Raw genomic sequence first — 14215 nt, forward strand, 5'->3', positions numbered from 1 at the left:
TCAACTGAAATGAGAACAATATTAATTCCCGTAGACGCAAGCGCAACCACCCAAAATGCTGTAAAATTTGCCGCAAACTGGGCAAAACAATATGCTTATGAACATATTATTTTGCTGATGGTTTCTAATGAATCGATGTTTGATTATCTTCATATCGCAGATCCGTATTCTGTGGTTGCAGAAGATCATGTTAACAATGTACGAGTAGATACGGAAACTTTATTACGAAATTTAAGTTGGGTTGTGAAAGAAATTGCGCCCAATGTTACCGTTTCGACTGTTTTAAGCAGATCATCTATTCTGCGAACCATCAACGAATCGATAAAGGAAAATCCGTCTGTTGAACTGATTGTTTTGGGAGCCGATTTACATGATGAAAATGACGATAGTTTGGTTTCAGAAAACATCGTGGAAATTGCCAGAACGAGCCCGATTCGAACATTAATTGTTCCTAATAATCACAGTTATACGAAGGTTGAAAACGTTTTGGCTCCGTGCGATATTACGCAAATCGGAAAGCTGGAAAGAATTTCAAAATTTAAAGAAAGACTTCAGACCAATCATTTAAAACTTAGCCTGCTTCATATTTACCAAAAAGACGAAAATCTAGATCAGGAAAAGCAACAGGAACTCGAAAAATATATTTTCAACAATTTTGCAGATATTTCTACACGTATTTATTATTCGCAAGATCCTAATACGATTAAAGGAATTTCATCGTTTGTTGCCGAGCATCCTGTCGATATAATTACTGCACTGCCCGGAAAACATAGTTTCCTGTATTATTTAATGAATAGAAGTGTAACAGAAGCTATTTATCAAAATATTAATAAACCTGTAATGATTTTAAAGTAATCGGTTTTTAGACTCTTTTAAAATTTTGTTGAAAGGCAAACCCCTAATTTAGATATATTCCAAAATCACAAACCTGTATATTTGCGTTTTAAAAAAAGAACGAGAAATATGCCGAATAACGCTTTCTATAAGCTTATCCCTATGACCACTTTTGTGATTGATTATTATTCTAACGAAGGATATGCCGATTTGCAGACCCTGAAATTAATGATCAATTACGCACAGTTTCTGAAAAAAGATCTTCAGTTAGGAATGTTTGTGCCTGTGGATCAGAGTGGAGAACCTTTGAAAGAACCTAAAAATTATTCGAGCTGGAAATCAATCAAACATAATACCATCGAAAGTGAAGATGAAAACAATGCTTTCGAAGAATATAATGTATACAAAAAAGCAACGAAAAAATGTTTGTTTGAAGGTTTTGAAGTCGCATACAACGGCTATTCTGTCGTGAGAATTGTTGCTAAATATAATCAGTCTATCGAGTTGTCTTTCAATAAAAAAGACGGACTTTGTTCAACCTTTACAAATGTTGAATCTTTGGTAGATCAGGATGTTTATTTAAGCACTGCTGCTTTAAAAATGATCGGAATAAAGAACTTTTAAGCTTAAAAAAATTTTGACTTGCTAAAAACTGGCAAGTCAAAATAAGAGGATTACATATTTCGTATTCGATTTACATTAAATTTTTGAAGCTTTCAGCAACAATTGATGTAAATCTGTGTTTTTCACAAAAGAAGGCAACAATTCTTTACCGGGACCAAAAGCCGCAACCTCAACATAATCTCCGGAATGATCCATACTAATCCAGCCGACATTATTATGTTTCTGCTGTATATCCGAGAAAGCTTTGTAAGGCAATTTTTTGTAATTGTATAATCCCGATTCATGCTTTTCAAGGCCTAAATAAAAATCAAGCAAATGCTTTCCTTCTTCATCGCTCAATCGTATTTTGTTGGTTTCATAAATCCAATCTTTAATTTGTTGAAGGTTAAAATCTGATTTAATAGAATTTAAAACATATTCATTCGAATATTTATAATTTGAAATACTATTGAATTTTGAAGTCGCATCTGGACCATAAATCGTTCCCGGATTGGCATTTCCGTGATCTGTTGTAATGATGACAAGCGTTTCACCATCTTTTTCAGCAAAATCTAAAACTGTTTTTACCGCTTCATCAAAAGCCAGCTGATCATGAATTAATGCTGAAATATCATTCGCATGCGCCGCCCAATCAACCTTTCCGCCTTCCACCTGAAGAACAAAACCTTCAGAATGATCTCTCATCTGCTCAATTGCCGCGCCCGCCATTTCTGCCAAGGTTGGACTTCCCTGAAGATCCGACAAATTATTTCGATCAACCGTATAAGGCAACGCTCCCGAACTGAAAACGCCTAAAACCTTTCCGTTTTTTTTAGCATTCGTAAGATCAGCTTTAGTTTTTAAAACCTGATATCCTTTTTGTTTATATGAATTATAAACATCTTTATGATCGGTTCTTTTTTCAGGATTAAAAAATTCGTCACCGCCTCCCATCATCACATCAAACCCTTGTTCAAGATACATTTCAGCGATTTCGGGTTCTGCATTTCTGCTGTCAGAATTAACACAAAAACCAGCCGGCGTTGCATGCGTAATCGTAACTGTGGTCACACAACCCGCTTTTTTTCCCGCTTTTTTAAATTTTTGCCAGATAGGAACGTATCTTTCACCATTAGCTCCCACATTCAAAACTCCATTTTTTACTCTTACTCCACCGCCAAAGGCTGAACTTGCTGCCGCTGAATCGGTCACAATAGAACTCGCAGATGCCGTATCCATCAAAGCTCGGCTTACTTTTCCGGTATGGTACAGATTCATCCAATGGCTGGTTTTTCCCAAAATGTTTCTGGAATAAAGATCTGCCATGCTCAAAGTTCCCAAACTCATTCCGTCGCTTACCATGAAGATAATATTCTTAGCTTTTTTTGAGTCTGAAGGAATAGCTTTGGCATTTCCGGCAAATAAATCAAGCGGATTTATAGTTAATAAACCGGATAGCATTGCCGATCCTTTTAAAAATTTACGTCTGTCCATAATAAAAATCTAATGTTCAAAGTTAATGCGAAGACATCAACTAATGAGACTAAGTTGCATTAATTAATTGTGAAATTTATTCTAAATATTTTGAGGAAAAGGATCTTCAAAATTTCTTCCTCCTTTCATCATTTTGGCTTCCAAGTCAGTGATAAGACAAGTTTCCAAATCTTGTAACATTTGTTCTTTATCTAAATCCTGACCAATAAAAACCAGTTCATTTATTCGATCGCCCCAATTTTTGTCCCATCTTTCTTCAATATAAGATTGATTTTTCATAAACGATTCGTACTGAACCCTTTGATTCATTGGCATGCTACACCACCAAACTCCGGCTTTTTCTAATCGGAAAGCCCCTCCGGCTTGAGAAAAATTCAATGCATCATGAGGTCTTGAAGCCAGCCAGAACAGACCTTTTGCTCTTAAAGCACCCTGAGGATAATTTTTGCTGAGGTATTCCCAAAGTCTAAGCGGATGAAAAGGTCGGTTATTTCTGAAAACAAATGAACCAATTCCGTATTCTTCTGTTTCCGGGGTATGATGATCAGATTCAAGTTCTTTTTGCCAACCTGCGGAAGCCTGTGCTTTATCAAAATCGAAAAGACCGGTATTAAGAAGTTCTTTCGGATTTACTTTGCTGAATTCCGACTGAATAATTTTAGCATCAGGATTTAATTTCTGAATAGCAGCTTTCAAAAATCCTAAAGTATCTGCATCTACAAGATCGGTTTTATTAAGAATGATGACATTGGCAAATTCGATCTGATCGGTCAGAAGATTCACAATTGTTCGATAATCGCCTTCCATACCGGTAAGATGACGATCCATCAAAAGTTCGTTTGTTCCGAAATCTTTTTCAAAATTAAAGCAATCAACCACCGTAACCATCGTATCGACATAACTGAATTTTGAAAGATCGATCCCGTTTTCTTCATCAATAAAAGAAAAAGTCTGCGCCACAGGAATAGGTTCGCTAATTCCCGTGCTTTCAATTAAAAGATAATCAAAACGTTTTTCTTTGGCGAGTCTTTCGACCTCAATCATCAGGTCTTCTCTCAACGTACAACAGATGCATCCGTTGCTCATTTCCACGAGTTTTTCTTCAGTTCGCGATAATGTATTTTGGCTTTCGACCAATCGTGCATCAATATTTATTTCACTCATATCATTTACGATCACAGCGACTTTCAGTCCTTCTTTGTTGTGAAGAATATGATTGAGTAAAGTTGTTTTTCCGGCTCCTAAAAACCCGCTCAGAACGGTAACCGGTAGTTTATTTATTGTCATTTTTCGGAATTAATGTTTGTGATTTCTAAAGTTGATGATGTGTGCCAAAATCAATCCGGCAGCTCCGATGTAGATTAAAGGAAGGTGAACTTCAAAGATCAAATCAGCAAAAACGGAAATAGAAATTAGGATAATTGAGAACCAGAATAAACCTTTCAAACGAGTTGATTTGATCTGTCGCGTGATTCGCCAAACAACGACTGCTCCAATGAAAAGGAAAGCGAGATCGATATACGGATTATGCGACAACCCAAAGGGAATAACCATTAATAAAGGAAAGACCATGCAATGAATCAAACATAAAACCGCTGCTGACACGCCTACTGCATCCAAAATTTTTGACTTCATAAAATAGATGATTTAATTTTCTTATTGTAACTTTGTTGCAAAAGTAAACAGAATATTTTTATATCGCAACTTTGTTGCATTAAAATCATGAAGCAAACCAGAAATACCCAGGCAAAAACCGAGATATTAAACTTAATTAATGATTCTGAAACGGCTTTATCGCATCATAATATTCAGGAGAAATTATCGAATTTATGCAATAGAGTTACAATTTATCGTGTGTTGGATCGTCTTGAAGAGGAAGGAAAAATCCATAAAATTATAAATATTGACGGCGTTGTAAATTATGCTAAATGTCACGACTGCGAAAAAGATCATCACAATCATAATCATCTGCATTTTAATTGTAAAAAATGTAATTCGGTGACGTGTATTGAAAATGTAGTTCCGAAGATTGATATTCCGAAAGAATTTATTGTTGAAGATTATAATTTTATTGTGAGCGGGATTTGCCCGAAATGTAAGTGATATTTTTACTTATAATGGTTGATTTGAACGCAAAGTTCACAAAGTTTTTTAATTGCTAAATGTTTTTAAGGTACACAAAGGCGTTTCACTTGTAAAAGCTCGCAAAGTTTTTTAATTATGATCAATTGCAGATAATTACTTGATTTTTAAATATGTATTTATTTAAAATTTCCTAATTGAAACTTTACCATAAAGTTTGTCATCCTGTAGAGATCTCAATATAGGATTAGAAAAATTATGGTTTAGATTCTTTAAGAATGACAAAATTTGAGAATATTGTACTAGATATGATGAGGTGACTACTACCCTAGCCCCGATAGCAACGGTTACCCCGGAACTTGCGTCGGAGAGTTTTAGGGTTTGAGCGTTGGAGAGCTTGGCGTGAGGAGTATGAGTGGATAGCGGGAAAAAGCTTCTTAAAAAGATAATTCTATGTAGTCAAATTGTTTCAAATAAAAAAGAGATCATTCACAAAACGGAACAATCTCTTTTCAATATTATATTTTAGAATAACCTGTTGTGCAGCGATCTTAATGTTTCAATTTTATGAGTGGATGGAACCAATAAAGAAATATTATTTTCGCTTCCGCCGTAAGAAATCATCCTGATCGGAACATGTTTCACTGCTTCGGAAACAATGGTGGCATGCCCGTGGTTATTTTCTCTGAAATCCCCAACGATACAGATGATAGACTGTTCGCCATCGATCTCAACAGCCGAGAACACTTCTAATTCTTTGATGATTTCGGAAAGATATTCGGTTTGATCGATCGTTAATGAAACCGCAACTTCGGAAGTCGTAATCATATCGATTGGTGTTTTGAAACGTTCGAAAACTTCAAAAACTTTTCTCAAAAATCCATAAGCCATCAACATTCGCGACGATTGAATACGAATTGCCGTAATTCCGTCTTTTGCAGCGATGGCCACAATTTGATTTTGGTTGGTTGTTTCACCAGAAATCAGTGTTCCCGAAGCACTCAAATTCATTGTATCCAGCAATCTCACAGGTACATTATATTTTCTTGCAGGGAAAACACTTTGCGGGTGAAGGATTTTTGCTCCGAAGTATGATAACTCGGCAGCTTCGTCAAAATTCAGTTGCGCAATTGGTTTTGTATTAGGAACATAACGCGGATCGTTGTTGTGGAAACCGTCAATATCTGTCCAGATCTGGATTTCTTCAACCTGCAAAGCCGCGCCAAGCAATGAAGCCGTGTAATCTGAACCGCCTCTTCTAAGATTATCGATCTCGCCCTGAGCGTTTCTACAGATATATCCTTGCGTGATAAATAGTGTTTCTTCAGGATATTTTGCCATTTCAAGACTTGCATTTTCTCTGATGAAATCTACATTCGGTTCGTGTTCTTCATCCACCAACATAAAATCGAGTGCCGATAATAAAGTTGAAGGAATTTCGATTTCTTTTAAATGTAAATGAAATAAGGTCGTGGAAATGATTTCGCCCTGAGCCAAGATAATTCGTTCTGCATCTGAAGTGAAATTTTTATTCTTAAACTGATAAAAAAGATCAAATATTTTTTCAATAAAAACTAAAGCTTCCGAAAGTCCCTCTTCCGTTTTAAATAACTGATTAACAAAAACTTTGTACTTTTCATACAACACATCAATATGTTTGTAAGCACCTTCGATGTCTTTGCTTGCATAGAGTTCAGATAAGGTTACCAAATCATTTGTAGTGCCGGAAACTGCTGATAAAACCACCAAATGTTTATCTGCCGCCTGAGATTTAATAATTGGCAATAGCTGTTCGATTCTCTCCGGACTTCCCACTGAAGTTCCCCCAAATTTCAATACTTTCATAAATAGATTATAATATTAATTTAAATTTCAAACAAAAAAAGGAGCCTGTCGTGATGACAAGCTCCTGATTTATTTCGATTCTAACCAAAGGAAAATGACTCACGACGTTTGACGTAAGTACTGTTTCTTTGCCTTTTTTAAGTTAGATACTATCATTTTCTTTTTTTGCTGGGCAAATATAGTCATTTGATTGGAATAATTTTAATTTTTGATGATTTTTTTGATATTTTGCTTTTTGTTGCCTGTGTTAAATAGGACTGGCGTCCTATTCTGACGTAACTCGCCCTTTCAGGGCTCGGTCATTATTGGTTTATTTAAGATCATAACAAGCAACTAAAAACCATCAACAATCAACCATTAAAAAGTATACCCTACCGAAACCATATAATTACGAGGTGCTCCCGGAAATAATCTCGAATAGCTGAAACCGCCCACCCAATATATTTTATCAAAGACATTGTTGACATTCAAAGCCATTTTGAAATTATCGAAATTATAATATATTCCTGCATTGGCAACGGTGTATGCTGGTAATTCAAGAATCGTTTCGTTGGTAAATCTTTTGCTTGCGTAGTTGGCTCCTGCTGCAATCCCGATCCCTTTTAAAGCCGTGTCGTTTTTAAAGTTATATTTTATCCAGACATTTCCTTGATTTTTAGGCGCATTTGGCATAATGCTTCCGATTTCTGCAGGATTATCACTTTCTGTAATTTTTGCCAGATTATAAGAAAACGCCGCTGTCATGCTTAAATTCGGAAGAATTCTCCCGTTAATATCAAGTTCTATTCCTTTTGCCTGTTGCTGACCAACCTGTCTCAACAAATCAGGATTTGACGGATCGAGTGCATTAATTAAGATATTATTCTGTTCGATATAATAAGCGGCTGTGGTCACAGAAAGCATTTTGCGGAAAAATTCAAACTTAGCACCCACTTCCACCATTTTGCTTTTTAAAGGATCAAAAGGACCTCCAAAAGTTTCCGGACTACCGATTGTTCCTGCACTTTGCGGTTGATATCCTTGGTTATACGTTCCATACAAACTGATTTGTTGTGTCGGTTCAAAAACAATTCCGATTCTTGGAGTAAACGCTTTTTGCTGAATATTCTTTTCATTATTCGTTGTGAAGCCCTGAACATCGGTATAAAACTCCTGTCTCATCCCTAATAAAGCTTTCCATTTTCGCCATGAAATCTGCTGCTGAATATACACACCATGTAAAAAATATCGGGAAGGCGTTTCTGCGCGGCTCACATTGATATAATTTGAAATTTCAGAAATAGAATAATCCGGATTTGCCAAATTAAAATAAGGAACATTCGGGACAGGTATTCCATTGACGATCATGTATTTTTCAGGATGAGCCGGATCATATTTTGAAATAACCGATTTTCCGTCTGCCGATAAAAATCCCGAAGCGTTATAGGTAGAATTTCCTTCCGGAAACGTTTCCTGAATATGATCGTAACCCACCAACGTTTTATGGGTAAACTCTCCCGTTTTATAATCAAAAGTGAAATAGGCTGAAATATTATCAATGTAATTTTTACGAAGCCTTCTGATTGTCTGCATTCCCATTAACGTAGGGATTTCATTTCCGTTAACATCTACTGCAAAACTGTTGGAGGTACGGTGTTCCAAAAGATCTTCATCATACATCGATCGCAGATAAGAAGCATTGAAAGAGAGGTGATCGTTAAATTTATGCTGCAATGAAATGGTGGTAAAAATACTCGCTTCTTTCTGATAATCATTTCGCTTTCCAATGGCAAATGAAATTGGTACAGCGTACAGATCAGTTCCCTGACTTGCCCCGAAAATAGGCTGTCCACGGTCTAATCTTCCGTTGGTATTTTGATAGACAAAATCAAAATTTACACTGGTCTTCTCATTCGGAATAAAAGAAAATGAAGGCGCGATCACCAACGCTTTCTGATCCTGAAGAATACGGAAAGATTCGGTGTCCTGATATGCTAAATTCAAACGATACAGCAAGCTCTTTTTTTCGTTCATGGCGCCTGTGAAATCGCCTGTAATTCGAATTGTCTTAAAACTTCCTGTTGAAAAATTAATTGAATTTCTATTTTCCTTCAATGGTTTTTTAGTCACAGTATTAATTGTTCCACCTGGGTCTGTATTCGCAAATAATGCAGATGCAGGTCCTTTAATCACTTCAATTCGTTCCACATAAGGCGTAAGATTCTGCGCCCAACCTCTTGTAGAAATTCTTTGTCCGTTCACCAAAGTATTGGAAGCTCTGAAACCTCTCAAAACAAAATCGTTATTATTATAGGAAGCCTGATTGACCCCGCTGATATTCTTCACCGCATCACTTGTCTTAAAAGCCGCCTGATCATCCAGCGTTTCCTTCGTAACATAATTAATGGATTGTGGAATATCCATCAAATCCGTATTCGTTTTTGTGCCGCTGAACGTGTTGCTGTTTTTATAGCCACGTTCTCTACGACCTGTAATTTCAACAGTTTCTATTGTTTTTTGTCGGGTTGAAATGGTGTCTTTGGTCGATTCTGAATTATTTTGTGCTGAAACGTTTAACGAAATCAAGCCACATAGAGCACCCACCAGAATAGCTGTCTTATTCATATTAATTTAAAGTCGATGTTTTTTAATGTTTAAGAAGATTAAACTGTATTATTACAGATTATGATTAAATATCTTCACTAATATTTGAGATATGGTGCAAAAATAAAATTTATTTAGATTAAATAAAAATTAAATCTTGTTTAAATTTTAAATATTTTGTCTTATATGAATTTTTGAAGGGGTAAAACTGATATTTTCATTTATTTGAATCCTAATTAATCATTTTAAAAGGGTAAATAAAAAATTAACACACTTTTCTTTTATTGAAACAAAAAAATAGGCTACCTCAATGAGATAGCCTGAACTTGTAACTGTAAATATTTAAAAATTTAGATTAGATCACCACTCCTTTGAAAGAAAGGGTTTTTGGAGTTTTACTCTCACTTGTTGTAACGTTTACTGTTTTCATAAACGCTCCCGCTGCTGCTGCATTGTAACTCGCTTCTACAAATCCTTTTTTTCCAGGTTGAATTGGAGTTTTGGTGTAATCTGCCGTTGTACATCCACAAGATGGCGCAACATTTTGGATAATAATTGGTTTTGATGTCGTGTTTGTAAATTCAAAACGAATCAATTTTGGTTTACCTTGAGGAATATTTCCAACATCAATAGATTCTTTGTTCCATTTAATCGCATCAGCAATTACCTTTGCAAAAGATGGCGTTTCAGAAATTACGTTAGCATAAAACGGAGAAAATGCTAAAACAGCCAACAATGCTGTGATTTTTAAATTTTTCATAAGGGTAAATTTTAATTATTGAAACCGATTGTTTTTTCTTGTTGTAGCAAATGTAAAGCCGAACTTCGACATAAATTGTTAAACGATTTCAAACATTTGTTAACGAGTTGTTAATGCTCGGGATTAATAGATTTTTTTAAATAATATTGCTTCAGAAATGGAAATAAAAAGGCTCAATATCATCATCACTCTCGGACTTCTGGCGATTGTCGGAATCTTGATTGCACAGCTTTTATGGACGAAACAGGCTTATAATATCGAGAATCAGAAGTTCAATCAAAAGGTGAATATCGCTTTGATGGAAGTGGTTGAAAAACTGTCTGGTGAGGGAACATTCACAGAAAATCCGGTGCAGAATATTTCCAACGATTATTATTTGGTGAATGTGAATAATGAAATTCATCCGACGGTTTTAGAATATTATCTTAAAACAGAATTCACTCGTTTTCAAATAAATACCAATTACGTTTACGCTTTATATAATTGCAGAAGCGACCGTATGATTTATGGAAAATACGTTTCTCCCAATCAAAAAAATCCAAAAAATAAGGAGATTAAATTTCCGAAACATAAAGATTTGGTTTACTATTTTTCGATCAGTTTTCCGGATAAAACGACGTATTTAATCAGTTCATTACGATTTTGGTATTTGCTGACTTTCGCGTTGATTATTATCTTAATTGTCTATGTTTATTCCATTTATACGATCATTCAACAAAAGAAATTTTCGGAATTGCAAAGGGATTTTATTAATAATATGACGCATGAATTCAAAACGCCTTTATCGTCTATTCTTTTGGCTTCAGAAGCGCTGAATAAACAGGAATCGGTGAAGGAAAATCCGAAGCTTCAGACTTACATCTCTATTATTATCAATCAAAGTTTTAAGCTGAATGACCACATCGAAAAAATATTGAATATTGCGAAAAATGATGCTTCCGGATTATCCTTAAAGCCTCAAAAAATCACGTTATTTCCTTTCATTCAAGACATTGCCGATAATATTCAGCAAAAAAATGAAAATACCACGATTATTATTGATATTCCTGAAAATATTTCGATTCAGGCGGATGAATTTCACTTTAACAATATCATCTGTAATATTTTGGAAAACTCCATTAAATATTGTGAAACTAAGCCTGAAATCAACATTTTTATACTGAAAGATTCAAAAGGCTTATATTTAAAGTTTAAAGACAACGGAATGGGAATTCCTGCCAAGAATCTTCCTTATATTTTTGATAAATTTTACCGCGTGAAAACGAAGAAAAGTGATGAGGTGAATGGTTTCGGATTGGGATTATTTTATGTCAAAAAAATTGTTCAGCAACATCAATGGAAAATTTCTGTTGAAAACAACAGCGATCAGGGAATTACCACGACTCTATTTTTCCCGTCTTAATTTTTAATGCACAATTCATGAAAAAATCTAAAATTTTATATGCCGAAGATGATCAAACAATTGCTTTTTTGATTCAGGACAGCTTAGAAAATTATTACGAAATCAATCATTACTCGAACGGAAAATCTGCTCTAGAAGCCTTTGAAAAACAAGACTTCGACATTTGTCTATTGGATATTATGATGCCCGAAATCAATGGTTTTGAAGTCGCTAAACAGATCCGAAGTAAAGATTCTGAAGTTCCCATTATTTTTATTTCAGCAAAAACATTGAAGGAAGACCGGATAAAAGGCCTGAAAATTGGTGCTGATGATTATATCGTGAAACCGTTCAGCATTGAAGAGCTGATTTTAAAAATTGAAGTTTTTTTAAAAAGATCTAAAAAAACGGAATCTTTTCCTTCCACTTATAAAGTTTCAAAATACGATTTTGATCCTAAAAATTATACTTTAAAAGATCAGGAAAATACCATAACGTTGACCCAAAGGGAGTCTGATCTGCTTCTGTATTTTATAAAAAATAAAAATACCGTGCTCAAAAGACAGGATATTTTGAAAGCAATTTGGGGTGATGATGATTATTTTATGGGCAGAAGTCTGGATGTTTTTATTTCGAGATTAAGAAAAGTATTTGCCAATGAAGAAAATGTGCTGATTGAAAATCTGCACGGGATAGGTTTCCGGTTTTCTGAGGTTTAATCTTTAAAATAAACGTTTTTCAAAAAAAGTTTTCACAAAATCATCAAATTCATCTTTATAACTTCTCCCAACAGGAATCGTAAACTGACCTAATAAAACTTCATGATTATTAACAGCAGTTACCCATTTAGAATTGATGATAAATGAACGATGAATTCTCACAAAACCTTTACCTTTTAAACGATCAGCCAATTCTGCAATGGCTATTTTTGAAGCCAGAAAATATTCATCATTCAAAACAATTTTAATATCATTGCCCTGACTTTCAAAATAAATAATTTCGCTAAGTTTTATTTTTTGATTAAAACCATTCACTTTAACAATAACAAAATCTTCTTCATAATCTTTTGCCTTATTTCTGAGAACCCGATCAACCGATTGGAAAAATCGCTGAAACGTAATTGGCTTTAGCAAATAATCAACAGCTTCTAATTCAAAACCATCTAAAGCATAATCGCGAAACGCTGTGGTGAATATTGTTTGAGGCTTATTTTTCAATGATTTTAAAAACTCTATTCCGTTTAAATTCGGCATCTGAATGTCTAAAAACATCAAATCCACTTCATGAGTTTGAAGGATTTTATAGGCTTCCATTGCATTATTTCCGGTCGCCACAAGTTGAAGATCGTCGATCTTGGAAATATGACTTTCCAGCAATTTGACCGCCAGCGGCTCATCATCTATAATAATACATTTAATCTTCATTGTTTGGCGTTATAATTTCAATGCTAAATTTATCTTCTTTTTCGTTGATGGCTAAAGAATAGTTGTTTTTATAATACAATTCGAGTTGCTTCTTCACATTTTTCAAGCCAATTCCTGTTTTTTCTTGCTCTTGTTTCAGAAATTTTGAATTTTCAACTTTAAAAATAGTAATATCTGCTTCTATTGTTATCGAAATCTTGATTTCAATTGCTCCGCTTATCTTTTCAGCGCCATGCTTAAAAGCATTTTCAACCAAAGAAAGATACAGTAAAGGCGGAATACAGCCTGGAAAATTCAGTTCTTCGTATAAACTGATTTTCAGTCGTTCATCATACCGCAGTTTCTCAAGTTCAATATAATCACGAATGATCTTCATTTCATCAGTGATGGCTACAATTTTTTTTTGCCCTTTATACAATGTGTAATCCAAAATATCCGATAATCTTTCGATAGATTGTGATGTTTTCGAAGGTTCGAGAATCGATAAAGTGTAAATATTATTAAGCGTATTAAACAGAAAATGAGGGTTTAACTGAGATTTTAGTGCATTCAGTTCCAATTCTGTTTTTTCTTTCTGAAGCTGAGCCGTGTTTTGTTTTTCATTCTGATACCGTAAAATGTATTGTATTGAAATAAAAATAAACGAGCCTGAAAGAATGGGCAAAATATAATGGAAAAGTAAATATTTCACATCTGTAAAGATTGAAATAAAATCGTCTTGCGGATATTTTACAAAAAAAGGTTCTGCCAAATAAACGATAAAAATTCGGTTGAAGACTGCTAACAGATAAATACTTATCAAAAATAACAATGAAAAATGTAGATATTTTTTGTGATCAAAATATTTCCTGATCAGCACAAAATAGATAAAATTAGCCCCAATGATCTGAAAAATCCAGTGACAGAGGTCGTAATAAAATAATTCTTTAAAATTAGGCTGCTCATGTTCACCGTAATTTCGGGCAAGACCAAAAATCAGCAACGATATCCAAAATATCGCCTGATAAACCAATTCTTTTTTTATTTTCTTTTTCGATGTTTGATCCACCATATTCAAAAATAGAAATTAAAAATTTCATTAATACAAAATGTATTTAAAATACCCAAAACTTAATGTGAATAACCATTTTTGGAATGTGTATGAAAATAATTGCTCTCTACACTCAAAATAGAACTTTCCACATCATTTTATCTCTTCCAATTTAAAAT

General features: G+C 34.4%; 13 protein-coding genes. 5 read left to right on the forward strand and 8 right to left on the reverse strand.

Annotation, left to right across the window (positions count from 1 at the left end; genetic code table 11):
• The first annotated feature begins 9 nt into the window (after positions 1 to 9).
• Both ABEG63_RS11800 and ABEG63_RS11805 read left to right on the forward strand, forming a co-directional pair.
• Entirely contained in the window at positions 10 to 855 is an 846-nt protein-coding gene (locus ABEG63_RS11800) for a universal stress protein (RefSeq protein WP_346584985.1), read from the forward strand.
• Positions 856 to 963: 108 nt separating this feature from the next.
• A complete protein-coding gene (locus ABEG63_RS11805) occupies positions 964 to 1458 on the forward strand; it encodes a hypothetical protein (protein ID WP_346584987.1) in 495 nt (164 codons plus the stop codon).
• A gap of 75 nt (positions 1459 to 1533) precedes the next feature.
• On the opposite strand, the gene ABEG63_RS11810 is transcribed toward ABEG63_RS11805, so the two are convergent.
• From ABEG63_RS11810 to ABEG63_RS11820, 3 genes are all read right to left on the reverse strand, one after another.
• Entirely contained in the window at positions 1534 to 2931 is a 1398-nt protein-coding gene (locus ABEG63_RS11810) for an alkaline phosphatase (RefSeq protein ID WP_346584989.1), read from the reverse strand.
• Positions 2932 to 3012: 81 nt separating this feature from the next.
• Positions 3013 to 4218 (reverse strand): GTP-binding protein, encoded by a 1206-nt coding sequence (locus ABEG63_RS11815; RefSeq protein ID WP_346584991.1) that lies wholly within the window; start codon positions 4216 to 4218, stop codon positions 3013 to 3015.
• Positions 4219 to 4227: 9 nt separating this feature from the next.
• Positions 4228 to 4566, reverse strand: coding sequence for a MerC domain-containing protein (locus ABEG63_RS11820; protein ID WP_346584993.1), 339 nt, complete (start codon positions 4564 to 4566; stop codon positions 4228 to 4230).
• A gap of 87 nt (positions 4567 to 4653) precedes the next feature.
• Here ABEG63_RS11820 and ABEG63_RS11825 point away from each other — a divergent pair, with 87 nt between their 5' ends.
• The gene (locus tag ABEG63_RS11825; RefSeq protein WP_346584995.1) at positions 4654 to 5034 is read left to right on the forward strand and encodes a transcriptional repressor; all 381 of its coding nucleotides are present in this window, start codon (positions 4654 to 4656) and stop codon (positions 5032 to 5034) included.
• A 504-nt stretch (positions 5035 to 5538) separates the two neighbouring features.
• Here the strand turns inward: ABEG63_RS11825 and ABEG63_RS11830 are convergent.
• The 3 genes from ABEG63_RS11830 to ABEG63_RS11840 all read right to left on the reverse strand — a co-directional run bounded on the left by ABEG63_RS11830 (position 5539) and on the right by ABEG63_RS11840 (position 10201).
• Complete coding sequence (locus ABEG63_RS11830) at positions 5539 to 6858, reverse strand: aspartate kinase (RefSeq protein WP_312393161.1); 1320 nt, start codon at positions 6856 to 6858, stop codon at positions 5539 to 5541.
• Positions 6859 to 7215: 357 nt separating this feature from the next.
• Positions 7216 to 9462: a TonB-dependent siderophore receptor gene (locus tag ABEG63_RS11835; protein ID WP_346584997.1), complete on the reverse strand. Its 2247-nt coding sequence runs from the start codon at positions 9460 to 9462 to the stop codon at positions 7216 to 7218.
• A 334-nt stretch (positions 9463 to 9796) separates the two neighbouring features.
• The gene (locus tag ABEG63_RS11840; RefSeq protein ID WP_312393169.1) at positions 9797 to 10201 is read right to left on the reverse strand and encodes a DUF1573 domain-containing protein; all 405 of its coding nucleotides are present in this window, start codon (positions 10199 to 10201) and stop codon (positions 9797 to 9799) included.
• Between the two features lie 157 nt (positions 10202 to 10358).
• On the opposite strand from ABEG63_RS11840, the gene ABEG63_RS11845 reads away from it, so the two are divergent.
• Positions 10359 to 11603 carry a HAMP domain-containing sensor histidine kinase gene (locus ABEG63_RS11845; protein WP_346584998.1) on the forward strand — a complete coding sequence of 415 codons (1245 nt, stop codon included), beginning with the start codon at positions 10359 to 10361 and terminating at the stop codon, positions 11601 to 11603.
• A 17-nt stretch (positions 11604 to 11620) separates the two neighbouring features.
• Positions 11621 to 12301 (forward strand): response regulator transcription factor, encoded by a 681-nt coding sequence (locus ABEG63_RS11850; RefSeq protein ID WP_346584999.1) that lies wholly within the window; start codon positions 11621 to 11623, stop codon positions 12299 to 12301.
• A 3-nt stretch (positions 12302 to 12304) separates the two neighbouring features.
• Here the strand turns inward: ABEG63_RS11850 and ABEG63_RS11855 are convergent, their stop codons facing one another.
• Both ABEG63_RS11855 and ABEG63_RS11860 read right to left on the reverse strand, forming a co-directional pair.
• Positions 12305 to 13006, reverse strand: a complete 702-nt coding sequence (locus ABEG63_RS11855) for a response regulator transcription factor (protein WP_346585001.1) — start codon at positions 13004 to 13006, stop codon at positions 12305 to 12307.
• Positions 12996 to 14057, reverse strand: coding sequence for a histidine kinase (locus tag ABEG63_RS11860; RefSeq protein ID WP_346585002.1), 1062 nt, complete (start codon positions 14055 to 14057; stop codon positions 12996 to 12998). The genes ABEG63_RS11855 and ABEG63_RS11860 overlap by 11 nt, the downstream gene beginning before the upstream one ends.
• Positions 14058 to 14215 lie beyond the last annotated feature (158 nt).

Origin of the sequence: Chryseobacterium sp. C39-AII1 (genome assembly GCF_039672645.1) — a bacterium.
In the GTDB taxonomy this organism is placed as follows: Bacteria; Bacteroidota; Bacteroidia; order Flavobacteriales; family Weeksellaceae; genus Chryseobacterium.